The following is a 26,080-nucleotide window of genomic DNA, read 5'->3' as shown; positions in this document are numbered from 1 at the left end:
ATTCAGACAATGAAAAAGCAAAATGAAATAAAAATATTTGAGGACAAAAAGGTTAGAACGCTTTGGGATGCTGAAAACGAAAAATGGTATTTATCGATTGTTGATGTTATTGCAGTTTTAACCGATAGCCCTAATCCTCAGGTGTATTGGCGGGTATTAAAAAAGAGATTAAAAGACGAGGGAAATGAAACCGTTACAAATTGTAACGCTTTGAAAATGCCAGCCCCAGACGGCAAAATGAGATTGACCGATGTGGCTGATACCGAACAGCTTTTTCGCCTGATACAATCCATACCATCGCCCAAAGCAGAACCCTTTAAACAATGGCTGGCACAGGTAGCCGCAGAACGATTAGATGAAATGCAAGACCCTGAACTGAGTATTGACCGGGCATTGGAACAATACATGAAACTCGGTTATTCAGAAAACTGGATAAACCAACGATTGAAAAGTATTGAAATTAGAAAGGAACTAACAGACGAATGGAAAAAAAGAGGCTTGAAAGAGGGCGTTCAGTTTGCAACGCTTACCGATATTATTACCAAAGCATGGAGTGATAAAACCACGAAAGAATATAAAATCCTGAAAGGGCTAAAAAAACAAAACTTGAGGGATAACATGACCAACACGGAACTTATTTTAAACATGCTTGCCGAAGCATCCACAAAGGACATATCAGCTGCAACCAGTCCGAAAGATTTTGAAGAAAGCAAGAAAGTAGCCAAACAAGGCGGCAATGTAGCAAGAGTAGCCCGCAAAGAACTGGAAGCTAAAACAGGAAAAAACGTAGTAACCTCTCTAAATGCCAAAAGCGCATTGCAATTGAATGAGGGTGAAAAGAAAAAACCGAAAAACAAAAAGAAGTAGATGTTACAAAACAACGCACAACTCAAATCGCTTATAGACAAGCTCTGGCAAAACTTTTGGGAAGGCGGCATTGCCAACCCCTTAACCGCCATTGAGCAAATTACCTACCTCATTTTTATGAAACGTTTGGACGATTTGGAAGCCAAACGGGAAAGGGATGCCGAGTTTACAGGCGAAAAATACAGCAGCCGTTTTAAAGGCAAGTTTCAAATACCGGGCAGCAACGAAAGCATTGACAAAAACGAATTGCGTTGGAGTGTTTTTAAACACAAGCCCGCAGACGAAATGCTGATGCATGTGCAAATGAAAGTATTTCCTTTCCTTAAAGAATTCAGCAAATCCTCTAATCCTGAAAATTCTGATTCAGACAATTTTACCCGCCACATGGCAAATGCTGTGTTCATCATGCCCAAAGCCAGTTTGCTGGTTTCTGCCATCAACATTGTAGAGGAAATTTTCAGGGAAATTGAAAAAGATGCCACCGAAGGCGGACATGCTTTTCAGGACATACAGGGCGATGTGTATGAAATGCTGTTGAGTGAAATTGCCACGGCAGGAAAAAACGGACAGTTCCGCACTCCCCGGCACATTATAAAACTGATGGCTGAACTGGTGGCTCCGCAGTTGGGACAACGCATTGCCGACCCGGCTTGCGGAACAGGTGGTTTCCTGTTGGGGGCGTATCAATACATTCTTACCGATTTGGTAAGAAAAAAAGACCCTGCCAAACTAAGCAAAGACGAAGACGGTTTTGAACGTGCCGCCATTAGTGCCATGTTGACGCAAAAAGTAAAAACCATTTTAGACCAGAGTTTTGTAGGTTATGATATTGACACCACCATGGTGCGCCTGGGTTTGATGAACATGATGATGCACGGCATTGACGAACCCAAAATAGACTACAAAGACACCCTGAGCAAAAGCTACAACGAAGACAGCCAGTTCGACATCATTATGGCGAACCCGCCCTTTACAGGAAACATAGACAAAGGCGATATTAACGAAGGGCTGAAACTGCCCACCACCAAAACCGAACTGCTGTTTGTTGAACGCATTTTTAACATGCTGAAAATGGGCGGAACGGCTGCCGTAATTGTACCAAGTGGTGTAATACAAAACAGCGGAAAGGCATTTGAAGCCCTGCGAAAACTGATTATTGAAAAAGCCGAACTGAAAGCCGTGATTGCCGTGCCAAGCGGAGTGTTTAAGCCCTATGCAGGCGTAAGCACCGCCATTTTAATTTTTACTAAAGGCGGTGAAACCAATCATGTGTGGTTTTACGATATGCAGGCAGACGGCTACACTTTAGACGATAAACGCAACAAAATTGCCGAAAGTGATTTGCCCGACATTGTGCAACGCTACAAAAACCGTCTGAATCAGGATTTTCAGGATGATGGGATGAACAAGATAAATGCAAATAAAAAATCCGGCAAATCCTCAAATTCTGAAAATCCTGATTCAGACAGGAGACAGAAATACTTTATGGTGCCGAAAAAGGAAATTGTCGAAAACAACTACGATCTGAACCTAAGCACCTACAAGGAAGAAGTGTATGAAGAAGTGGCATATGAAAAGCCCGATGTGATATTCAGGAGATTAGAAAGCATTGAAGCCGATATTCAAAAAGGGTTGGCGGAATTAAAAGAGTTTGTGTGATGAAATATTTAAAAATCAAAGAAATAGGTGATGTCATTTCTGGTTCTACTCCTAAGACTGAGAAAAAAGAATATTGGGACGGTGAAATAAATTGGGTAACTCCAAAAGAACTTGGTCAATTACACGAAAAATATTTAACCGATACTGAAAGGAAAATTACAGAAGAAGGCTTTAAATCATGCTCAACACGGTTGATTCCACCAGGGAATATTCTTTTTACATCAAGAGCTCCTATTGGACATTTAGCTATCAACAATATTGAAGTATGCACTAATCAAGGATTCAAAAGCATTATTTTAAAAAAAGACTACGCCTCTGAATATGTTTACTATGCTTTAAAAAGAAGCGTAAAGAAACTACAAGATTTAGGAACGGGTTCAACATTCAAAGAATTGTCAAAGAGTAAATTTGAAGAATTCACAATTCCCGTTCCCTCCCTTCCCGACCAACTCCACATCGCCAACCTATTAAGCAAAGCCGAAAACCTGATAGCCCAACGCAAAGAAAGCATCCGCCTGCTGGATGAATTTTTGAAAAGCACTTTTTTGGAGATGTTTGGAGACTTCACCAAAAATGAAAAGAAATGGGATAAGGTTGAATTGAAATATTTTGGTGAAATAGTTACAGGAAATACACCACCGAGAAATAATGCAGAAAACTACTCATCTGATTTTATTGAATGGATAAAAACAGATAACATTCCAGTTGATGATACATACATTACAAAGGCAGTCGAATTTCTTTCTGAATCAGGATTGAGATATGCACGAACTGTTGAAGCTGGTGCTTTACTTGTTGCTTGCATTGCAGGAAGTATTCAATCAGTTGGTAGAGCAGCATTGACTAATAGAAAAGTATCTTTTAATCAACAAATAAATGCAATACAACCGAACGAAGAAATTGAACCTTTGTATTTGTATTGGCTATTCAAGATTTCAAGAAAATATATCCAAGATGCTGCTTCTAATGGAATGAAGAAAATATTGACTAAAGGAGGTTTTGAAAAAATAAAAATGATAAAACCACCCCTCTCACTCCAAACCCAATTTGCCCAAATCGTAGAAAAAACAGAAGCCCTCAAAACCCAATACCAGCAAAGCTTGCAGGAGTTGGAAAATTTATATGGCAGTTTAAGCCAAAAGGCGTTTAGTGGGGAGTTGACCACAAAAGCCCAAGAACAAAAAGTTGTTATTCCGATCAAACAGGAAGCAAAAATTATTCAGACTGAACTGACCAAACAACAGGCATTTTTAAGAAAACTGATGCTGGCCTCCCATATTGCATATGAACTATGTGAAGAACCAACATTTGGGCATACCAAGTTAATGAAGTTACTGTATTTATGTGAACAGGCTGGCGGAATGGCTTTACAAACGAACTATAAGAAATTTGCCGCAGGCCCTTTTGACGGCAAAACACTTACACTCATTGACAAAGAATTTGAAAAAAATAAATGGTTTACGATTGAGAAAAAAACTTTTTTAGTAAACGATCAGCAAAGAGAAGCGACAGTTTATAAAAAGACCGATAAATCATTGTTATACAAAAAGTACTTCAACAATTATTTTGAATCAGAGGCTAAAACCATAAACAGAATAATCGAGCTTTTCAGAAAAGAAAAAACGCAGACAGCAGAAATTGTAGCTACTTTGTATTTCGCCTGGAAAGAACTGAAGGCAGAAAAGACAATCATTTCGGACAACGCTTTGATTGAGGGATTCTATAAATTTCATCCTGAAAAGAAGAAGTTCACACCGGAACAAATTATGACTGGCTATAAATACATGCAGACAAATGAACTATATCCTCAATCTGTCTAAGATTGGCCAATGCACAGGTGTAAGCACATTTGCAAGCCGCACAAGCCCAAGCACAGGCCAAAGCTTGCAAAAGAGCTTCCACTTTTCCTACGCAGACAAAATTGAAACCGTTTACGGTTCACGAACACCTTTTAAAAAACAATTATAAAGTGAGTAATTAAAAAAAATCTCCTCCCCTTCTGAAATGCGAAGCATTCACGAACACAATTAAAATGATAATAAACCAGTGAGTAAAATAAAAAATACGCACCCGCACAACCCGATACGTCTTTGAAACGCAGTATGAACAATGGTTTACAAAGACTGAGGACAAACACCACTGGCTATAACACGGTATTGGCAAAAACGTTAGCTGGTATTTTAATTAACATTCCCAATGCTTCGAAATTTTTTAAACAGACTGTTCAATAATCCAAAACAGAAAAGGCAGCACAAACCTAAAAGTGAACGCAAATGAACAGTAAAATATATTCTCAACTTTTGTATCTTACACCAGCAGCATTTCCGGGCTGAACGTTTTTCAAATGCCCTGCCGAACGCAAAGCTGTTGAACGTTATCTGTAATTTTAATAAGCATTAAGTTATTAATTGACATTACATGTGGAGATATTTTTTATGCTGGTTTCCTATGCTTATTCTTGCCATTATTAATGGCAGTGCAAGAGATTTGTGGTATAAAAAATATGTTGGTGAAATTAGAGCGCATCAAATTTCTACGTTTTCACTTGTGCTTCTTTTTGGTATTTACATTTGGATAGTTATGAAAAAAACTCCTGTTGAATCAGAGATGAATGCCATTTTACTGGGATTATTTTGGTTAATCCTGACTTTGATTTTTGAATTTGGATTTGGGTTGATGCGAGGAAGTACAATATCTCAGCTACTGGGAGAGTATAATATTATGAAAGGCCGTGTTTGGGTATTAATTCCTATTTGGGTTTCGTTTGCCCCGTATCTTTTTTTTAAAATTCAAAGTCGCTAATACATCGATAAGTTAAAAACTACAACTAACATTGGCGCAATCGTAGGAGACGGAAAAATTTTCAACATTTATTCACTATTCAACTTCAGTTGTGGACTTGACAGACAGAGCCAGCTAAAAGACACGCTTCCATTTGCAAATAAGTGGGATTATTCCCTGGAAATCTTTAAGAACAGCACACGCAAGTTTACAAAATATAATATAAGAATACACAATGAGCATATCCTTTATCAACGCTTTCAAAACATATTATTAGTGCGGAAGCTTTTCCCTGAAATAGCCATAAGTCCATGTTCCGGCAATGGCGCTGAAGAGTACAACGAGCACTACAAATGCCCCGGTTCCTATTTGCGCGAACAAGGGACCCGGGCATGCGCCGGTCATTGCCCATCCTAAGCCAAATAATAAACCTCCGTATACCTGCCCCTTATTAAATTTTTTAGGATGAAAAGCGATCTCCTCTCCATATATGGTTTTAACATTGAACTTTTTTATAAGCCATACTGAAATCATTCCTACTACTACCGCGCTGCCTATTACTCCATACATGTGAAAACTTTGTAACCGGAACATTTCCTGCATCCTGAACCAGGAAATAATTTCTGCCTTTACAAATACAATTCCAAATACCGCACCCACAATAATATATTTAAAATTATGCCACCAGGGATGAATTTTGCTGGATTCATTCACACATATGGTATCAAGGGATCTTACTTCAAAATCTGTATTGTCCGTTGCCAGGTCTGCTTCTGCAACGGGTTGTTGAACGGGTAAAATATGTGGGGTTTGCATTGATATTTTTTTATAGTGATGATAATTACAGCTTCATAATAAAAGGCAAAATAAGATTTGCCATTAAAAATCCTCCGGCCATAAACATTATTGTTGCAACAAGTGAAGGCCATTGAAGATTGCTCAACCCCATAATGGAATGACCGGAAGTACATCCCCCAGCGTACCTTGAACCAAAGCCTACCAGGAAGCCTCCACCTACCAATAGTATTAGTCCTTTTAGTGTAAACAAACTTTCTAAACTGAATATTTGTTTCGGTATCATGTTACTATAATCATTAATGCCATAACTGCCTACTTCAGCAACAAGCCCGGGGTTAACTTTAACAGGTTCAGGATTGGCTAATAATTGCGACGCAATAATTGCCCCCAGAAATATTCCTCCTGCAAAAAAGAAATTCCAGGCTTCTTTTTTCCAGTCGTACTTAAAAAAATTAATATTAGCGGGAAAACATGCGGCGCATGCATGCCGCAAATTCGCTGAAACCCCAAAATGCTTATTACCCAGTATCAGCAGCGCCGGAACAATCAATCCGATAATTGGACCAGCCACATACCAGGGCCAGGGCTGCTTTAAAAACGCTATCATTTTCTTTTATATTTTGATTGCACAAAAGTGTTATTGTGTTAATAATTCCAGGTATGCTGCCGTATCATAATCATCTCCTCCTGCTATATGCTTAATGAGCTTACCATTTTCATTAAAGATAAATGTGGAAGGTATAGCTTCAACATTTAACAATTCAGGTAACTGAGCGTCGGGGTAAAATACAGGCATCGATAATCCGGCTGATTTCATAAATGAAATGGATTTACTGAAGTTATCATCAAGGGCTATCATGGCAAACTGCACATTCTTATCTTTTGTTTTTTCATACAGCTTTTGAACAGAAGGCATCTCCGCACGGCATGGCGGACACCAGCTTGCCCACATATTTACAAATACTTTCTTTCCTTTAAAATCTGCAAGGTTTATGGTGTTACCGTTAACATCTTTTAAACTGAGGGAAGGAAGTTGCTTTCCTGCCTCAGAAGATACAGCCCCGGTATCTTTTGGGGCAGCCGTTATATTATTAACACTGTTACCGCAACCATATACAAAAATGACAAGAAGAAGAAAGAAATAAATATGCTTCATTGTTTTATTGCTTTTTTTCTAACCCTGCAAAACATAAAATTCTGTATGGCACCGACCGGCGCTTTATGATCACCAGTTATACACTTTATTTTTTTGAAAAACTTTTTTAACGGGTTGATCATTGTTGTTTCAGCATATTATTTTATCTCAATTCCGCTGATTTTAGGTGCCTTGTTCAGAAAAGATACCAATAACCAATATACCTGATAACTGTATATGCCCTGCTGTTATACTGTAATTTAAGATATCCTGTTCATTTTTAGGAAATCAGAATGCCGCTTTGTTGTACTAAAACCATATTACCCTGTTAGCCAGGCAGATACTAACTTGCTTCGTTCAACTGTTTTTTTGATAAATATTCTTCCACTATTATGTATGTGCTAAGCCCTCCGTTATTTTATAAGGATACTATGTAGCAGATTATTGTCTGTTATCAATCATAAGATACTACACCACTTCCTCAAATGCTATTTCTTCTCCGGTGTTTTTTGTGGTACTTTTTTTAGCAGGACGCGCATTTACACTACACCCGTTAACGCCGCAGCATCCTGTATTCATTACTCCCATTATTAATAAAAGCCCGCCGGCCATACCAAGCATAACATCATGATCTTTAATTGCAAATATCAAGGCCGCGATCCCCATTCCTGTTCTGAGGATACGCATGAAACTCCAGCCTGTAGTTAATAATGCTTTCATCATCTATACTATTTTATGATTCAATGTATCCCATGCACCGCCATTATAACATTCCACTCCTGCTGATACAAGCAGGCTCTTTGCAACACCACTCCTGTTGCCGCTGCGGCAGCAGGTAATAACCGGCTTATTTTTTTTCTTCAACTCTGCCGTCCTGCTTTTTACTTCATCAAGCGGAATATTTATAGCACCCTTAATATGCCCGCCCCTGAACTCACCGACTGTTCTTACATCTACAATTACAGCACCCTGGCTCAGCAGCAACTTATAGTCAACAGTACTGCCACCACCCAATAATTTTTTTATTATTCCTAACATCGTTACCAGTTATTAAATCATTTACAATAAGGTTGACGGACAAACATAGTCAGTGACTTTAAAACGATTAGTTTCTTTAATTGCTTTAAAACCACCTTTCACGTCAACCAGGTTATCAAATCCTCTTGCCCTCATTATTGAGTTAAATATCATGGAACGATATCCTCCGGCACAATGCACATAGTAAGTTTTATCTTTGTCTACTACGCCCATAGAATCGTTGATAAAATCAAGCGGTGTGTTTTCCGCATTAACAATATGCTCGCTCAGGTATTCACTGTTTTTACGTACATCAAGTATGGGTAACGAAGAATTTTTCGCCTGAAGTTCAGCCAGCTCATCAGCACTAATGCTTTTAATTTCGTCAATTTCCTTACCGGCTTTTTTCCATGATGCAAATCCTCCTTCCAGGTAACCAATTACATAATCATATCCAACCCTGCTTAAACGTGTCACCACTTCTTCTTCTGTGCCCGGCTCACAAATGAGCAATATTTCCTGTTTGATATCAGGTATCATTGCGCCCACCCATGGAGCGAATGATCCTTCAAGGCCTATATTGATTGAGTTAGGGATAAACCCTTTTGCAAATTCCTGCGCTTCTCTTACATCAAGCATTAAAGCACCGGTATCATTAGCAGCGGTTTCAAAAGCATCAGGCGACATTGCGTGCAAACCTCTTTCCAATACCTTATCAATACTTTCATATCCCTGTATATTCATCATTACATTCAGCGGAAAATAAGCAGGTGGCTCAACAAGTCCTGTTGTTACTTCCTTAATAAACGCTTCTTTCGTCATATCGGCACGTAATGCATAATTGGTTTTCTTCTGGTGCCCAAGCGTATCCGTAGTTTCTTTACTCATATTTTTACCACAGGCGCTCCCTGCTCCATGTGCAGGGTATACAACAATATCATCTGCCAGCGGCATAATTTTGTTTCTTAATGAATCAAATAAATAGCCGGCAAGTTTATCCTGTGTTAAATCAGATTTTATTTTTTGCGCAAGATCAGGACGGCCAACATCACCAATAAATAATGTATCGCCACTAAACAAACCAATTGCTTTGCCCTTTTCGTCTTTTAATAAATAACAGGTACTTTCCATGGTATGCCCCGGAGTATGCAAAACCTTAATGGTTGCTTTACCAACCTTCAATTCCTCTCCGTCTTTTGCTGCATAGAAATCAAATGCAGGCTTTGCATTAGGTCCGTATACAACAGGCGCACCCGTTTTTTTAGAAAGATCCAGGTGACCAGATACAAAATCCGCATGAAAATGTGTTTCCAAAACATATTTAATTTTTGCTTTGCTGCGCTCAGCCCTGTCAATATAAGGCTGTACTTCACGTAATGGATCGATGATCACAGCCTCACCATCACTTTCAATATAATAAGCACCTTGTGCTAAACACCCTGTGTATATCTGTTCTATTTTCATAGTTATTAATTTTTATAATGATGCAAATATCCGACAGTTTTATTCATCCATAAATGACATTAGTCACATACCATGATTCTGAAGTTAAATAAATTCTTTTTGCTAATGTCCTCCGCCTGTACCTGGAAAGAATAGTTCTTTTACTATAATGTAAATACCCATTACCAGCACAAACCAGCCAAATCCTTTTTTAAGCCTACCTGCTGATACTTTGCCGCTTAATTTGTTTCCTATAAATATACCAACAATGGCAAGTCCTGTTACGGTGAAAAGCAGCGACCAATTCATAGCTTCTTTACCAGGATTGCCGGTAAAGCCAATTAATGAATTTACCGCTATAATAAGCAACGATGTGCCTACAGCCTGCTGCATGGGCAATTTACTAAGTAATACCAGCGCGGGAATAATTAAGAAGCCGCCACCCGCGCCAACCAATCCCGTTAACGTACCTACAACCAAACCTTCAAGCAATATGAAAGGGTAATTAAATTTTTGTTCTCCTTCTTCCTCCGCAGGTCCTTTCTTATCTCTTATCATAGATACAGATGCAAATACCATAAGCACTGCAAAAAGTATCATCATTAACAATGATTTTGTTACTACCAGGTTCCCAACTGTAAATATATTTTCAGGTATTGCCGGAACAATGAAAGCTCTTGTTGCATATACCGCTGCAATAGAAGGAATACCAAAAATGAGCGCTGTTTTCAGGTTGATTTGCCCCAGCTTGTATTTGGGATAACTACCGACAAGGCTTGTTGAGCCGACGATAAAAAGTGAATATGCTGTTGCAATAACCGGCTGAATCCTGAATAAATAAACCAATACCGGTACAGTAAGAATAGATCCTCCCCCTCCTATTAATCCTAATGAGATGCCTATAACCAGTGATGCTATATAACCTGCTATTTCCATGCTGTACTATAATTTACACAGCAAAGATGGCAGATGTAAATTGTATTATCTGTGATTATGGTTACTTACAAACATTTAGTTGAATCTTTTATTGAAGAAAAATGAACACTGTTTAATCTTTAATCCACTCAAAAGAGTTCCTGTTGATGATGATCCAGCCATTTCTCTCCATTTTTTTCATCAGCCTGCTTATCACCTCCCTCGATGAATTAAGATCCGTTGCTATTTCCTGATGGGTGAGCTTTACATGTTTTCCAAATTGCTTTACCTGCTTTTTAAGATAAAACTCCAGGCGTTCATCCATATTCTTAAAAGCAATTTCATTGATGGTTTTCAGCAGCTCTTCGTAGCGGGAACGGTAGGTTTTAATTACAAAATAATGCCAGCTCTTATATTTACTTAACCATTTATCCATGTATTCCAGGGGAATGGTAAGCAAAACCACATCTGTCACTGCCTTAGCCGTTACCTGGCTTTTTTCCTGCTGGTAGGTGCAAATCATAGATACCGCACAGGCCTGTCCCTGCTGCAGGTTATACATAAAAAACTCATTGCCTTCATCATCTTCCTGGTATAGTTTTACAATGCCATCCAGTACCAGCATTGTTGACCGTATGGTTTGTCCTGCTTTAAGTAAAGCCGTTCCTGCAGGAATTTCTTTTACGTCTCCATACTTCATTAACTCCTCGTATAATCCCTCTTCAAGATTTGGAAAGAGCTCATAAAATTGTTTTTGATCATTCATGTTCAGATATAAGGTTTTATTATTCGGTATAGAAACAAATATTACTTCAATACTATTACAGTTTTTGCCCGCTTAATCTTTGCATAGGAGCTTGGCCATAATGAAATTTCCCTACTTCAGGAAAAACGTTCTCCTGTTCGTAATTCATATATGTAAAAACTGAAAATCATTACACAACAATGGGGCATCATACAATATCGTTCCATCTTTTGGCCCTCCTGATGGTAAAGTTAACTGCTCTTTTTCAAATGCTTCTAATATCAAAAAACCAGTAGTGTTTAATGATTTCATTATCAGCCTATCAATGATCGCAGAATTGCTTTACATTATAAATGGCTAATGCTGAAACAGGCAAAATAAACTGTGCGCATATCTACCTGAGTGATAATAGTCACACCGATGGGATAAAATAAAAATTTAACAATCTTGGTTCAGAGAGTGTATATCGCATTTCAGCAAGAGTATCAGCCTTTACAAAGATTTTTTACCAACAAGACAACGATTCTGCCATCATGTAGCATTATACCGCTGCGCGGTATGTTTTATTTCATATAAGCTATTTATCGCAGAGCGGGCGCTCCGTGACACTCTTACAATGATGCAAACAAACTGGTTGCACCAAGACAGCAGCTACATTTTAATATATACAGCTATTTGCTCAGCTACCCATGCGGCATTTTCCGCATAAGATCCTGAAATGATCTTTCTGCTTTCATCAACCAGTTGAACCCCGTATTCTTTTTCGTTCGCGGTGACAGGTAGTATTACTGTTGCACCTCTTTCTTTCAAACCTTTCTCCCAATCAACAGGCAGCCATTTTGCAGAAATAGATTTTGGGAAACAGGTGATCTTTTTTCCTTTCACCAGGTAACTGCTATCGTTAAGCCTGATGTTTAGCAATGATACCGCGCCATGCCCTGCCGTTCCTATTATGCCCCCGTTTGCATATATGGTAGCAGCAATGCCCGCAATACTATCGTTATTAACTACATCATAAAACTGCCCGCCGCCACCGGGATAAAAAATACCCGCATAACCGCCGGGAATAACCTGACAGGGCGCAAGAGAATGTGTTATCTTCTGCCTAAAATATTCACTACTTTCTATAGCTGCAAGGCTGCTATCCACCTTTCCCCGGTGATATATGGCTGCTTTCCCTCCCTGGGGCATCAGTATATCAGCATCAACTCCCATCCGTTCAAATACAGCAAAAGGATAAGCAATTTCCATCAGGAATGTTCCGTTGGCTCGCCTTGCAGGCTATCAATATTAGTAGATACAATTAATACCTTCCTGTGTTGCGAATACTCATTACCGGCAAATAAAAGCGTTAATATAAATATTGTAAAAAAATGATGAATTCTCATGGCTCTCTATTTTTACTATAAACAAAAAGCCGGCTGCATTACCAGCCGGGCATATCCAATCCTAATGTACGTATACTATAATGCCTTGATTTCCCAGCTATGAATATAATGTGCCTGCGAAGAGCTGCTGGTTGATGCAGTAAGCCCCAGGTAGCAACCGCCTTCAAGTGCCAAAACTGCTTTGAGGTCAATTTGCTTTTCTATCACCAATGCGGCATCCAGCCATACTTTTATGTTTTTATTTTTATACTGCACCTTAACCGTATGAAATAACCCGTCTTCCAGCAGTGGAATATTTTTATTGAATGCTATCCTGTATGGCTTGCCTGTTCCGTTGGTGTCTTTGCCATTGGTATGAATGGCTATATGGTTGGTGCTTTCATCTTCATCATTAAAGTCGAGATTTGAATCAAACTCGATGGCAAGGCTGGCCGGCACTCCATTGTAGCCGAGTTTTCCGCTTCTGCCCGGATAGGCGTTTTCAATCGCAGCAGGTATTTGTTTTGCAATTACCAGGGCAAGCCCGTCTGCTCCGCCATTAGCAGATAGCCCGAAACGGAAGGTAAAAGACGTTTCAAAGTTTTCCGAAACCGGGTTTTTATGATATGCCTGTCCGGCGAGATAACTAAGATTGCGGGTAAGCCTGATACTGTTGTCAACAAAAGCAGCATCGCTCTGCAATGTAATATCGCTCATATTTAACGGCGGGAAATTAATATTATCTACTGATTGCAGCGCATGTACGGCACTTTGTGCTACCGCAGGATCGTTGGAAGTATATACATCCACAATGCAACCACTTAAAAATGGTTCTTCCTGAACGCCGGCAGATTTGCATACCTGCTCTGCCCAGGTGTATTTTTCCATATCAAATGCCACTGTTTTTTGTGGAAGATCTTTACGTGTATAGCTTTCAGTGTTTTTTCCAGGCTCGTAATAAAACAGGGATTTTGATTGTTCTATACGCCAGCTGTCTGCAAATTTGGGATACAGGGATTCATGCTTCTTTTCAACCTTTTCACCGTTAGGTAAAAAAAGATCATTATTCGGATCACCATCATAGTTGCCCATCAATCCCTGTATTTTTTGTTTCCTGAGGTCGGTGAGACGTAAATGATAATCAAGATACGGCAGCCCTGAAACGATCAATATTACCTGGTCTCCGCTTGTATGTTGTATAATAATACGATCAAAAGCTGAAGTGGTTTCCTTTTTAATAAAAGCATTGCCGTTAAGCGGTATATACGTAAACTGAAGCGATTGTTCACTGTTATTGATGCGCAGTTTCTTTCCTTCTGCAACATAAGAAACCACATCCTGCCCGGTATGCACTGCAATGCCCATATTATATGTTGTTTGTGGATTACTTACATAAGGATTACCCAGTCTTATCTGTACTTCAAAATTGTCAGTCAGGGATTTTACCGCGATAAATTCTCCCACGCCATGAAAGTCGTAAGTAAAACCATCCGGGGTAATGAGGTGTGGATCACCCCAGCTTACACCAGCATCGCGGGGTGGCAATTCAGGAAGCGGCGGAGGCCCATCGCCATTGTCGCAGTCACCCTGTCCTGCAGATTGCAATGCATAACCAACAAGCGTTGGCAAGCTACCCTTTGCCATACCACCCAGGCTACCCCCGAACTTGTACGCTTCGCCAAAGCTGGATAGTGCATTTGCATGATCTTCTGCCGACATACATCCGAAAGCCGGATTACCATCCATCATATTGCTCAGTGCCCCAACAGCGCCTTTGCAACTCTGGTAGGTATTATAAGCGCCCCATAGTGCGGCTACAGGTCCTCCCATGCCGATACCCGCGGCTCCTATAAAACAGCCTGCCATATTACTTCCCAGGTACAGCAGGTCTGCCTTGGTGGGATGTTTCCTGTATTTACCATCTTTTCTGTATTCTTCTATTTTGTCTGCGAGATCATAAAAATTATCGGGTAAGGGCAATCCTGATTTTTCCCACAGTACCTTACCATTAGCAGTTTCTTTCACGCGGATGGTGCCTGTTCCGGAACCGGCATCTATATCCCGGTACTCAATAGTATGCCCGGTGGAAGTAGTTGTTTCTTTTGGAATAAAATTTTCATCAAGCTCATGTGACAGCCAGCCTTCGTTTTCCGTATAGTTTTCCATAATAAATTTTATGGAATCCATTTGCCCTTCTTCATTTTTAGACCCGAAAGCAGCATATTGCTTTTTGTCTAAAGGATCGTTTACTATAAAGCCAATATATTTATTTGCACCCACAATATCAGTAATAAAAAACATGCCAGGCTGTGTATTTACCGAAGGTGGTTTTGATTTTTCTTCTGGCTTTTTACACCCGGGAAGCAGCAGGCAAAATGCAAAGGCAATAACTATACAGTGCAGAAAAGACCCATACTTAAAAAACATGATGCTGATTGTTTTATTTATGTACTTAAAGAGAAAGCTTCAATGTTATTTAGTTAAACCATAATAACATTGAAGCATAAGATGCACTACTAATCAGTAAGCTTTATAAATGTGCAGTCACCTTCTTTAATGGTATCATCTCTTTCATCCCATTCGTCAATCTCCTGCCCGTTTTTAATTTGTTTGGCAGACCAACTGTGTTTACCTGCGGGCAATTGTACATTTACCACGTTAATGCTGGTGGGTGTGCCACAATCAGGCCGCTCAATATGCGAAAGTGTGATAGTACCAGATTCTTTGCCGTCAACATATATTTTTATCGCGTCGTAAGCATCACTATCTAAAAAAGTATAAAACATAAAACTACCGGTTGGCGCTTTGTCTTTTTTACAGCTATACGTTACCGTTACTATGCCGGCGAGTAAAACAATTGCCATTATACGACGGCTTAATCCTGGTAATGTCGAAAACCTTTTCATTGTAATTTTTTTAAATTGTTTGTTTTAATTGATGAGGCAAAATTATTCCGGCGGTTTCCGCGTGTCAATTATTATTGGTTTAACCGTAGTAAAAATCTCCGGAAAGGGGGTATAGCTCCTCTTAACCGTTTTTACCATTTTTTAAAAGAACAGGGGCAAAACGGTTCAATGGCATTTAACCACGGTTCAGTAAAATAAAATTTGATGGCTGATGCTTTTTTTTAGTTTTACAGTGTTCCTTTATTATGAAGTTGTTTTCATTACATACCTTAAATCGCCTCATTTTTCTGCTGTGTATTACGGCAGGAGCAAAAGCACAGTCTGACGAGCTCAGGGTATCCGCTTATACTGAAGCGGATGGGCTGAGCAGTAATATAGTGCGTTGCGTTCTGCAGGACAGCAGAGGCGTACTGTGGGCAGGAACACCGGATGGGTTGAACTATTATGACGGTTACACATTCAATACCTTCAGAAAAAGCAGCACTGATAGCAGCACTATAAGATCAAATTTTATTACCAAACTGGCAGAAGACCAGGTGGGTGATATCTGGATAGGTTATTTATCTGGAGGTGTGAGCTGCTATAATATTACTACCGGCAAGTTCAGGCACTATCCGTTAAAAACATATACAAAAAGCGATCACATAAAGTCCGGCGAAGTAACCATGCTTTTTATTAACCGGAAAAATGAAGTATGGATAGGGGTAGCCCGGCAGGGAATGTTTAAGCTGGATAAGCACACCGGTGAATATACACGGTACAACCTGGCAGATGAAAAAGGCATAGCTTTTACCGCAGATGCCGTTAAAGCATACAACACAGTGTTTGGCGCTTATGAAGATCCATCAGGAGCTTTGTGGCTGGCAACTGCTGCCGGACTGTATTATTTTCAGCCGGCAACAAACAGCATGAAACAACTGCGGGAAACACCTTTAAGAGAAAGTGCAGAAAACCGCGACTTGTTTTTATGTATAGCAAGACAGGGAGATAAACTCTGGCTTGGTGCCTGGGCTGGAGGAATGGCCTGTTATGATATGGTCAAAAATGAGTGGAAGCATTTTCCATACGACTATTATTCTCCCACAACAAATATTATAATTGATATCCGGCTATTACCAGGAGATTCCATCCTTTTTATATCTAACGATAAGGGACTGGGTTATTTCAATAAAAATACCGGCAGCTTTTCTTTTGCAGGTAATGACGACCTAATAAAAACAGGCGATTATAAATCCGTTTACCAGGACAAGGCAGATAATATCTGGATCGCCAGTGACAGGGGATTGATCAAAATATGGCGGACTTCAAAAAAATTCTCCTTTCATGCTCTAAACACCAATGTAAGCATGAATGGAGGTTATCACCGGGTAAATGTTGCTTTTGAAAATGATCACTTTCTTATGCTGGGTACTTCTTACAGCGACGGATTACACATCAAAAACAAGCATAACGGTAAACAGTATACACTTGCTTTTGAAACATTACCGGGAGAAGAAAATTTTTTGCTTGTAACTGACATTATACAGGACAGTGAAGGAATAATATGGGTGTTGACCAGGGATTATATATACCAGCTTGATACCACTGCCATGAAGCTAAGAAAAATAAGTTCACCATCTTCTGTGGAGAAAAAGGGAAATTATTTTATCCGTATACAGGAAGACATATCAGGCGTGTTATGGATTGCCAGCCTCAGAAACGGGTTATTTGCTTATAATAAAAAAGACAACAGGTTTACGCATCATTATACGTCCGATAAGCAGGGAATGGAGTATATCCCTACCCGTTATATCAGTGCGTTGCACAGTAGTAAAGATGGTACATTATGGATAGGCGGTGGAAATGGCTTTTTAGGAAAGTTAAACATTACATCCGGGATCGTACAAACATACGCCACCTATTTCCCCAAAGAAGATATAAATGCAAATACTGTATTTGATATTGTTACAGATGATAGCCTCTCACTATGGGTAGGCACTGATGCAGGTTTATTACAATACCAGGTACGTGAGGGTAACGCGGTATTTAAACAGGTATTCACATCTGAAAACGGTATTAGCTCAGATTTTGTAAAAGGGGTTGCAAAAGCAGAAGACGGGAATATATGGTGCGTTACGCAACTATCGCTTTGCAGGCTTAATCCGTGTACAGGTGTAATTGCTAATTACGGGTATAGTGATGGTTTGGAAAATCCTGAAATAAGCTCCAAAATACAAACACTGTATGATGGTCAGATGGCAGTAGGCACTATTAAGGGGTATTATACCTTCAGCCCTGCCTACCTTTCTCAACTCAGGGAAACAGCGCCGATACTGGTCACTTCTTTTAATGTAAATGGCCGTCAGCGTTACTATGGCAATGAACTTGCCAGGAATGGAAAAGTGGTGCTGGATCCGTCTGAAAAAATGTTTGCATTCGAGTTTGCCAGCATAGATTTCAACCGTACATCAAAGCAGCAATATGCCTATATGCTTGAAGGAATTGATACCGGATGGACAACAACCTATAACCGTTATGCAGGCTACAGTAATCTTAAAGCGGGCAATTATATTTTTAAAGTTCGCGCAGTAGGCAACACGCACAAGCTCGACAGCGAAGCGATAGCGGTACCGATTTATATATCCGGGTATTTTTATACCATGTGGTGGTTCTGGTTAATGGTAGCTGTTGCTGCATTTGCTGTAATGTATTTTATTTACAAGCTAAGGCTTCGCAATCAGCGGAGGGTATATGAGTTAAATAGCCGGGCAGGCAAGCTTGAAAAAGAAAAGGCAATGATCATGTACGAAAGCCTCAAGCAGCAGCTTAATCCTCATTTCCTGTTTAATTCACTTACATCGCTTGGCAGCCTCATACGGTCTGACCAGGAGCTTGCAGAGGAATTTTTGGATGGACTAAGCAGGATATACCGGTATATACTTAATAACCGGAATAAAGAACTGGTATCTCTTTTAAATGAAATCCGTTTTTCAGAAACCTATATCAAACTACAGAAAACCAGGTTTGGTGATGCGCTGCAGGTTAATATTAAAGTAGAAGAAGCATTTCATTACAATAAGATAGCACCTGTAACATTACAGAACCTACTGGAAAACGCTATCAAGCATAATATTGTTACCGGCGAAGAACCCCTGGTAATAGATATTTACGTAAATGAAACCAATCAACTGGTAGTTAAAAATAATCTTAATAAAAAAACTTTTGTTGAAACAAGCAACGGGCAGGGGCTTGCCAATCTTTCATCACTCTATAATTATCTTTCCGAAAAAGAGATTGTGGTGAAAGAAACAGCTGAGCACTTTTGGGTCAGTATCCCGTTATTATAAAACAATACATATGAATGCCGTTATTATTGAAGATGAATTGCTGGTGGCAAAAGAACTGGAACGTAAAATTTCTTCCATCGCTCCTGATATAAAAGTGGAAACCGTGTTGCCAAGTTTGAAAACAGCCAGGAGATGGTTTATGGAAAACGCTGAACCCGACCTGCTTTTTATGGATATTCAGTTAGGAGACGGCATCAGCTTCAGCCTGTTTGATGATTTTACATTAAAATGCCCGGTTATTTTTACCACCGCCTACAATGAATATGCCATCAATGCCTTTAAGGTAAATGGCATTGATTATTTACTGAAGCCTATTGATGTAGCTGAGCTTAAAAGAGCAATAGATAAAAGCAGGCAGATGCAGGATAAGCCTGCGCCTGCTGCAGCTGACCTGCTTCGCCTGATGAAGTCCTTTGCTTCCGGCAATGTAAAATCTTTGTACAAAGAAAAATTTATTGTGCATGTACGGCAACAATGGATACCGGTGAACACCACAGATATTGCCTGCTTTTCAAAAGAGGCATTGCATTATCTTCATACGTTTTCAGGTGATCAGTATATTCTTGAATTCACCTCGCTGGAAGAAATTGAGGAATTGCTGGATCCTAACAGGTTTTACCGCGCCAACCGGCAGTATATTGTAAACATAAATGCCATTGCCAGCGTAAAGCTGCATGAAAACCAGAAGCTGACGCTGAAACTCAGGGCCCCGCTGCAAGCCGAAATTGATATCAGCAGGGATAAAGCGCCTGCCTTTAAAAAATGGTTTAACCGCTGATGCGTACAGCACTTTATTTAATCCGCACAAATCTTTCCAGTTGCAGCGCTGCGCTGCGTCGCTCACATTTATCTTCAATCACTTTAAAGTGAAGCGTATCCTTAATGATGCTGAAGTTATATTTACCGGTATCTGCAATATTGCATACCGGTAAAGGATAGTTTATAGAATCTTTAATAAAAAAGGTGTTACCTTCTGTATCGTACCAGCCGATATTGGTATGCGTTTGGCCGGTCCGGTTTAGTGTTACCTTAAATTGTTTACCATCGTCAAGCTCCAATTGCAGCGTCATATCCTTTTGCCATAGCGATTGCCATGTGCCGTGCAGGGTTGTTTCTTTTTTACCTGTGTGCGAACAGGCAGCCCATGAACCTATAAGGAATAATAAAAAAAATGCCGTGATTATACGCATACAATAAACCAGTCTTTAAAATTAAAATAAACATCCATTAAGACGGGGATCTCACAGAGCAACAAGGTTGCTAAAATAATTATTTTTTCAGAGAGACAATATTTCCGGATAGATACTGCGACTGCTGATAATTTGATTACCGGCATTACTGCCTGTAATGAAGCATATTTATTGCTGCAGCACACTGAAACTTAACAAAAAATCGTTTCAAAATAAATCACTAGCCCGTATTTAACTTTTTGAAGAATACAAAGTCCAAGATTTTAATTGAATGTGTTATGAGAAAAATAATCCTGCCGGTATTATTGCTTATATCGATAACCGGTTGTAATAAAGATACTGTCACTCCTCCTGATGACCAGGAAACAGCAATGTATTTTCCTGCAAACTCAGGCACCGGGTGGGAAAAAACGCCTGTTACTGCACTGGGCTGGAACCAGGACGCAATTGAACCCTTAAAAAAATTTCTTACTGACAAACACACAAAATCATTTATGATACTTGTGAACGGCAGGATTGCTATGGAGGAATATTTCAATGGGCATTCATCTGCTGCTGACTGGGAATGGAACAGTGCCGGAAAAACCCTGGTATCTGCAACTGCAGGAATAGCACAACAGGAAAACCTGCTTACAATCAGTGATAAAGCATCTGACTATCTTGGCGCGGGATGGACAAATATGCCTTCTGATAAGGAAAGCCTGATCACACTCCGGCATTTACTAACCATGACTTCCGGCATAGACGACAGCAAACAATGGGTAATAAAATCTAATTTAACTTATGTAGCAGATGCAGGTACCCGATGGGCTTATGGTAATGTTTTTCAAAAATTAATTGATGTTGTGGCAGCAGCCGGCAACCAGGAATTTGATACCTATTTCAATGAAAAGATCAGGAATAAAACAGGTATGGACGGTTACTGGAACCATGGAACCATATTTACCATCTACCATAGTACAACAAGGAGTATGGCAAGGTTTGGGCTGCTTGCACTCAATAAAGGCAAATGGAACAATGAACAGATAGTCAATGAAGCCTACTTTACAGAGAGTGTCAACACTTCACAAAACATCAATCCATCTTATGGATATTTCTGGTGGCTTAACGGCAGGGAAAAATTTATGGTACCGGGAGCACAAACTGTTTTTCCGGGATATTTAGTGCCCAATGCACCTGCCGACATGTATGCAGCCATGGGAGCTAATGACCAGCGCATTTATGTTATTCCCGGTAAAAAAATGGTTGTTATACGTATGGGGGATGCTTCAAATCCTGACAATCCTGATTTCGCTGTTTCAGGATTCGATAATCAACTTTGGGAAAAAATAAATGCCGTTATTGAGTAAATCAATGATTAGTACTTTAACGGTGAGCTTTGGGCATCTCATATCTTCACTGATTGATAAAGACACAATAGTCATCGGCTTCGTACGCCGTGAGCGCCCCCTCCACCACAGGCGATGTCCCACCGCCCACTTTCAGCGCGAAAACCTGAATTGCACTCTGAACAATCTTTCCGGAATTGTTAACTTTAATAATGATTAAATACATCTTCTTATTCTTTTCGCTCTGTTTTGTACGTGCAGCGCTATCTCAAACTGAAAGTATAGCAGGAAAAACAATCATAACATCTCTGCATAAAAAAACCGGAATACATAGTAATGAAAACGGAGCATTGCAGGTGAATGTATCGCCAAAAGATGTTCAAAAATTTAAAGCTGCAGGCCTGGTGCGCTACAGTGACTTTGGCGCAAAGGGAGATGGCAAAAATGATGACATGGATGCCATTGCCGCCGCTCATGCATTCGCCAATCAATACGGGCTTTTGGTAAAAGCAGATAAAAAAGCCACTTACTACATCAGTGGGAAGAAACGTACAGCCATTGTACAAACCGACACAGATTTTGACACAGCAAATTTTATTATTGATGACAGCGAAGTGCAGGACCGTAATGCGCCTGTTTTTCAGGTAAGCTCTAAACTGCTGCCATTTAAGCCAGGAGGAATATTATCGCTTAAAAGCAATCAAAGCAAGATAGATATCTCCCTGCCCTACCCCTGCCTGGTCACAGTAACCAACGCCGGGGTAAAGCAATATATCCGCTTTGGCCCGAACCAGGATAATGGATCTCCGCAAACAGATATTTTTATTACCGATAAAAACGGCAACGTGGATATGAACGCACCTATTATCTGGAACTTTGACAGTATCACGGATATTACCGCGCTTCCTGTTGATGAAAAGACACTGAATATCACCGGCGGGCATTTTACTACCATTGCCAATAAAGCTCAATCAAAGTATACCTATTATGCCCGAAACATTGCCATTCAGCGATCAAATGTTGTAATAGATGGACTTGAGCACCACATTACCGGGGAGGAAGATCATGGAGCGCCTTATGGTGGTTTCATCAACATCAGCAACTGTGCTTACGTAACGGTTAAAAACACCATGCTAACCGGGCATAAAACATACCGCACCATTGGCTCCGCAGGGGAGCCTGTTTCTATGGGCACTTATGATATTTCAGTAACCCGTGCGCTAAATATATCTTTCCTGAATTGCAGCCAGACAAATGATATCAAGGACAACAGGTATTGGGGTATTATGGGCTCTAATTACTGCAAGAATATTTTGTATGATGGCTGCACTTTCTCAAGGTTCGATGCGCACAAAGGCGTTGCCAATGCTACTATCCGCAACTCGGTACTCGGGCATATGGGCATCAACGCTATAGGTAGCGGCACTTTAACTGTTGAGAACTGCACTATTTATGGAAGAAGTATTGTTAATCTCCGCAACGATTATGGCAGCACCTGGCAGGGAGAGTTTATTATACGCAATTGCATTTTTATACCCGAAGCCGGAAAACCGGTCAGCGCATCACTTATTACCGGATCGTACTCCGGTTTGCATAATTTTGGATACACCTGTTATATGCCGGAACGCATCACTATTGAAAATATAAAAATAGACGACAGCAATCATCCCACCAATTATGATGGACCTGCTATCTTCTCTGATTTCAACCCAAAGATGAACGACAACACCTACAAAGAACAATTTCCTTATGTTGTAACCAAGGAAGTGATCTTAAAAAATGTGACCACGTCCAGTGGCAAACCGCTGCGGCTCAGCAACAATACATTCATGTTCAGGTCAACCAAAATAACCGGTTTATAATACACGAAGCAACGGAGATCTGCTCAATCATGTCTATTAACACTGCTGCTCCCGCGCAGTAATGTTTTCAGCAACAAAGTATAAAACAATAAATGAACAATATCAATTTTAAAATTGTAAAATCTTACGACCCGGATATCTTTATGTTGATTGCAGACTGGTATTTTTCCGAATGGAATATCCCGGTGAACACAACAATAGAAAGACTTAAAGCCATAACCGCAGACAAGGATCAGTTCCAGGTATTGATGACGCTTGACGGAAAACCCATTGCCACCGGCGGCGTTTATAATCATGTTGGATTACTTGATAAAGTACCTGAACTTGCTATCCACAAAAAGTGGCTGGCATTGGTTTATACTGTACCTGAAAAAAGACGTATGGGATATGGCGCTGTCATTTGTAACCATATACTCCATCATGCAAAAATTTCCGGTATAGAAAAAATGAATTTGTTTACAGATACAGCAGAGCCGCTTTATCAACGCCTGGGGTGGACAGTGACTGACAGGCTAACAATAAACAAGAGGAATATTACCGTAATGGAATATGCGCTTGCCGATTAACAAAGTATTACAGCAACAGGTATAAGCGGGATGTAATAATGCATACTAAAAATCTGCAAACTATTTTTTTTACACTTACTATTAATTAATAGCATCCACCTGTCTACAGTTTCGGCTGTCTGTATATATCATTTCACTTACGTCGATCATTTTTTCAACAGCTCCTTTACTACAATAATTTAGGGCATGAAAAAAACAATCATTAACCCGGTTATTAAAGACCAGGTAACTTTTACGCAAACTGCGGAGGAAACTGGTGGGCGCATTACCTCACTCCTTGTAAAGCTTATGCCAGGCGGAGGAACGCCGATGCATTATCACAAAAACTTTTCAGAAACTTTTGCTGTGATGGAAGGTACGCTTACACTTACTACAAAAAAAAGCAGGTTTACGCTTTCATCCGGTCAAAAATTTACCGTTGAAAAAGAAGTCACCCATCGCTTTTCCAACGAGTCAAACGCACCTGTTATTTTTACTACAGTTATTTTACCCGGATCAACCGGGTTTGAAAACGCATTGCGGATATTGTACGGACTGGCAGAAGACGGGGCAACCAATAAAAAGGGCGTGCCCAAAAGCCTGCAAACATTAGCAGTTATTTCAACAATGAGCGACATGCATGCAGCCGGCGCCGGCGCATTATTTACACCACTCTTTGGATTACTCAACAGCATAGCCAGGATGAACGGATTGGAGAAGAAATTATTAAGCAGGTATTGTATATAACTTTTAGCATGAGACATCGGTATACATAAAGCGCTGAATTATATTATCGCTGTTTCGCTTTTGTGTTGCTTTGTGCAACCCTTTGTGCAACTTTGAGGTAAAGCTATTCAACCTCTTCAACAATTTTAAATGTAATCCCAAAAAATAAGCTGCCTCAGGAGTATGAGCCAGCTTATTTTATTGAGAATACCTGATGGAAACCCATGGTTCTACACCCCGGGCTTGCTGCAACTGATCTTCACCTTAATGTCTATACCAGGCAGTATATACAACCCTTCCTGCGGGTCATTATACTTGCTCATACCCCATTTTGTTCTGTTTAATATAAAAGAGCCTTCAGCAGAAATGGCATGTTGCTCATTTTTTAAAATTGCCGGAAAACGGATAGGATGGGTTTGCCCCTTCATCGTAAACTCACCTGTGATCATAATATTTGCGGCAGACTCATCTTTATAATCTTCCACTTTTGTAATATGAAAAGCGGCTTCCGGGTATAACACCAGATCAAAGAAATCCGAGCTTTTCAAATGCTTCAGCAATTCAACCTGCTCCTCTCCCTGCAGGTCAAAATTGCTGATACTGGCAATAGGAATTGAAAAATCTCCACCAGATATCTTTCCTTTTTTATCAGCAATCAATGTGCCCGACACTTTAAATGCACCGGTATGAAAATGCGTGGGAGCGCTTCCTTTCCATTCAATAACTGAAGCGCTTTCATCAACCTTATACCGCACAGGTTCGGATGAGTCTTTTTGGGTGCATGCAATAAACGATACCAGTACGATGAGCTTAGAATAATTAATGATCTTCATTTTCTGTATATTATTTTGTTTCGAAAAAATTGATATGATATATTGATTTGATGGTTTGCAGCATTAGCGATACAGCTTCTTTATCAGGCATAACCTGTTCTTCCGGAATATGCGGCTGACCTGTAACAGGCGCACTGAATTCGTTAAAGAAATTCCAGAGTGTGCCTGGCGTAATAAGGTTTAACATTTTTACTTTACCTGAAAGAATCGTAAAGGCATGCGGTATGTTTCTCGGGGCAAAAATTGCCTCACCGGGTTTTAATGTAGTTACCGCATCTCCTATTCTAACCTTTAGCTCACCTTCCAGGATATAAAAACTTTCATCCTCATCCTGGTGAATATGCAATGGCGGTTCAGCTCCTTTTGGTAATGTAAATTCTATTAATGCCATAGCATTATTGGTTTGTTCAGGGGAGAGCAGCGTTCTGAAATATCCTCCGTTATAATACCTGTAATCATCAGCCTTAGATAGTTCCATGTTGAAATAATTAATTGTTTAAAAAGGAGCGCAAGATTCAGGTAAATTCAACAGGTGTACAAAACAGATCGACACACGCATTTTTTAATCGGCAGGCGCATGATGCTGACGACTATCGTGTTTTGAAGAAGCAACGCTTATGAAGAAGATTAATAAGAA

General features: G+C 39.9%; 24 protein-coding genes. 10 read left to right on the top strand and 14 right to left on the bottom strand.

The features are described 5' to 3' along the window. The first annotated feature begins 9 nt into the window (after positions 1 to 9). The 4 genes from DC498_RS12890 (at position 10) to DC498_RS12875 (ending at position 5,328) form a co-directional block, all read left to right on the top strand. The gene (locus DC498_RS12890) at positions 10 to 867 is read left to right on the top strand and encodes a BRO-N domain-containing protein (RefSeq protein WP_116874568.1); all 858 of its coding nucleotides are present in this window, start codon (positions 10 to 12) and stop codon (positions 865 to 867) included. After that, positions 868 to 2,526, top strand: a complete 1,659-nt coding sequence (locus DC498_RS12885) for a type I restriction-modification system subunit M (protein ID WP_116874567.1) — start codon at positions 868 to 870, stop codon at positions 2,524 to 2,526. After that, complete coding sequence (locus DC498_RS12880) at positions 2,526 to 4,346, top strand: restriction endonuclease subunit S (protein ID WP_116874566.1); 1,821 nt, start codon at positions 2,526 to 2,528, stop codon at positions 4,344 to 4,346. The genes DC498_RS12885 and DC498_RS12880 overlap by 1 nt, the downstream gene beginning before the upstream one ends. Positions 4,347 to 4,944: 598 nt before the next feature. After that, a complete protein-coding gene (locus tag DC498_RS12875; RefSeq protein WP_206197604.1) occupies positions 4,945 to 5,328 on the top strand; it encodes a hypothetical protein in 384 nt (127 codons plus the stop codon). A 252-nt stretch (positions 5,329 to 5,580) separates the two neighbouring features. Here DC498_RS12875 and DC498_RS12870 read toward each other — a convergent pair whose 3' ends face one another. From DC498_RS12870 to DC498_RS12820, 11 genes are all read right to left on the bottom strand, one after another. Next, on the bottom strand, positions 5,581 to 6,123 hold the full coding sequence (locus DC498_RS12870; protein ID WP_116874565.1) for a YeeE/YedE family protein: 543 nt from the start codon (positions 6,121 to 6,123) through the stop codon (positions 5,581 to 5,583). 25 nt (positions 6,124 to 6,148) lie between these two features. Further along, positions 6,149 to 6,712 carry a YeeE/YedE family protein gene (locus DC498_RS12865; RefSeq protein WP_116874564.1) on the bottom strand — a complete coding sequence of 188 codons (564 nt, stop codon included), beginning with the start codon at positions 6,710 to 6,712 and terminating at the stop codon, positions 6,149 to 6,151. Between the two features lie 30 nt (positions 6,713 to 6,742). After that, positions 6,743 to 7,261, bottom strand: a complete 519-nt coding sequence (locus DC498_RS12860) for a TlpA family protein disulfide reductase (RefSeq protein WP_116874563.1) — start codon at positions 7,259 to 7,261, stop codon at positions 6,743 to 6,745. Between the two features lie 447 nt (positions 7,262 to 7,708). Beyond that, complete coding sequence (locus tag DC498_RS12855) at positions 7,709 to 7,963, bottom strand: hypothetical protein (RefSeq protein ID WP_240628001.1); 255 nt, start codon at positions 7,961 to 7,963, stop codon at positions 7,709 to 7,711. Further along, complete coding sequence (locus tag DC498_RS12850) at positions 7,964 to 8,278, bottom strand: rhodanese-like domain-containing protein (RefSeq protein WP_116874562.1); 315 nt, start codon at positions 8,276 to 8,278, stop codon at positions 7,964 to 7,966. It abuts the gene before it with no gap. 21 nt (positions 8,279 to 8,299) lie between these two features. Further along, positions 8,300 to 9,721 (bottom strand): MBL fold metallo-hydrolase, encoded by a 1,422-nt coding sequence (locus DC498_RS12845; protein WP_116874561.1) that lies wholly within the window; start codon positions 9,719 to 9,721, stop codon positions 8,300 to 8,302. 102 nt (positions 9,722 to 9,823) lie between these two features. Beyond that, positions 9,824 to 10,636 carry a sulfite exporter TauE/SafE family protein gene (locus DC498_RS12840; RefSeq protein ID WP_116874560.1) on the bottom strand — a complete coding sequence of 271 codons (813 nt, stop codon included), beginning with the start codon at positions 10,634 to 10,636 and terminating at the stop codon, positions 9,824 to 9,826. Positions 10,637 to 10,748: 112 nt separating this feature from the next. Further along, positions 10,749 to 11,381, bottom strand: a complete 633-nt coding sequence (locus tag DC498_RS12835; RefSeq protein ID WP_116874559.1) for a Crp/Fnr family transcriptional regulator — start codon at positions 11,379 to 11,381, stop codon at positions 10,749 to 10,751. Positions 11,382 to 12,011: 630 nt separating this feature from the next. Beyond that, positions 12,012 to 12,614, bottom strand: coding sequence for a hypothetical protein (locus DC498_RS12830; protein ID WP_255415845.1), 603 nt, complete (start codon positions 12,612 to 12,614; stop codon positions 12,012 to 12,014). A gap of 209 nt (positions 12,615 to 12,823) precedes the next feature. Next, complete coding sequence (locus DC498_RS12825; RefSeq protein WP_116874557.1) at positions 12,824 to 15,154, bottom strand: VWD domain-containing protein; 2,331 nt, start codon at positions 15,152 to 15,154, stop codon at positions 12,824 to 12,826. A gap of 89 nt (positions 15,155 to 15,243) precedes the next feature. After that, positions 15,244 to 15,633: a hypothetical protein gene (locus DC498_RS12820; protein ID WP_133176842.1), complete on the bottom strand. Its 390-nt coding sequence runs from the start codon at positions 15,631 to 15,633 to the stop codon at positions 15,244 to 15,246. Between the two features lie 245 nt (positions 15,634 to 15,878). On the opposite strand from DC498_RS12820, the gene DC498_RS12810 reads away from it, so the two are divergent. Beyond that, positions 15,879 to 18,959 carry a ligand-binding sensor domain-containing protein gene (locus DC498_RS12810; protein WP_116874554.1) on the top strand — a complete coding sequence of 1,027 codons (3,081 nt, stop codon included), beginning with the start codon at positions 15,879 to 15,881 and terminating at the stop codon, positions 18,957 to 18,959. Between the two features lie 10 nt (positions 18,960 to 18,969). Continuing rightward, positions 18,970 to 19,737: a LytR/AlgR family response regulator transcription factor gene (locus DC498_RS12805; RefSeq protein ID WP_116874553.1), complete on the top strand. Its 768-nt coding sequence runs from the start codon at positions 18,970 to 18,972 to the stop codon at positions 19,735 to 19,737. Between the two features lie 13 nt (positions 19,738 to 19,750). Here the strand turns inward: DC498_RS12805 and DC498_RS12800 are convergent, their stop codons facing one another. Continuing rightward, positions 19,751 to 20,149 (bottom strand): hypothetical protein, encoded by a 399-nt coding sequence (locus DC498_RS12800; RefSeq protein ID WP_116874552.1) that lies wholly within the window; start codon positions 20,147 to 20,149, stop codon positions 19,751 to 19,753. A gap of 278 nt (positions 20,150 to 20,427) precedes the next feature. On the opposite strand from DC498_RS12800, the gene DC498_RS12795 reads away from it, so the two are divergent. The 4 genes from DC498_RS12795 to DC498_RS12780 all read left to right on the top strand — a co-directional run bounded on the left by DC498_RS12795 (position 20,428) and on the right by DC498_RS12780 (position 24,631). After that, a complete protein-coding gene (locus DC498_RS12795; RefSeq protein WP_116874551.1) occupies positions 20,428 to 21,498 on the top strand; it encodes a serine hydrolase domain-containing protein in 1,071 nt (356 codons plus the stop codon). A 191-nt stretch (positions 21,499 to 21,689) separates the two neighbouring features. Next, positions 21,690 to 23,339: a hypothetical protein gene (locus DC498_RS12790; protein WP_116874550.1), complete on the top strand. Its 1,650-nt coding sequence runs from the start codon at positions 21,690 to 21,692 to the stop codon at positions 23,337 to 23,339. A gap of 92 nt (positions 23,340 to 23,431) precedes the next feature. Further along, positions 23,432 to 23,905 (top strand): GNAT family N-acetyltransferase, encoded by a 474-nt coding sequence (locus DC498_RS12785; protein ID WP_116874549.1) that lies wholly within the window; start codon positions 23,432 to 23,434, stop codon positions 23,903 to 23,905. A gap of 186 nt (positions 23,906 to 24,091) precedes the next feature. After that, positions 24,092 to 24,631, top strand: coding sequence for a cupin domain-containing protein (locus tag DC498_RS12780; protein WP_116874548.1), 540 nt, complete (start codon positions 24,092 to 24,094; stop codon positions 24,629 to 24,631). Positions 24,632 to 24,840: 209 nt separating this feature from the next. Here the strand turns inward: DC498_RS12780 and DC498_RS12775 are convergent, their stop codons facing one another. Continuing rightward, positions 24,841 to 25,443, bottom strand: a complete 603-nt coding sequence (locus DC498_RS12775) for a YceI family protein (RefSeq protein WP_116874547.1) — start codon at positions 25,441 to 25,443, stop codon at positions 24,841 to 24,843. A gap of 10 nt (positions 25,444 to 25,453) precedes the next feature. Beyond that, positions 25,454 to 25,921, bottom strand: coding sequence for a cupin domain-containing protein (locus tag DC498_RS12770; RefSeq protein ID WP_116874546.1), 468 nt, complete (start codon positions 25,919 to 25,921; stop codon positions 25,454 to 25,456). Positions 25,922 to 26,080: the final 159 nt, after the last annotated feature.

Origin of the sequence: Terrimonas sp. (assembly GCF_003075435.1) — a bacterium.
GTDB lineage: Bacteria > Bacteroidota > Bacteroidia > Chitinophagales > Chitinophagaceae > Agriterribacter.
This window is presented reverse-complemented; position numbering and strand designations above follow the sequence as displayed.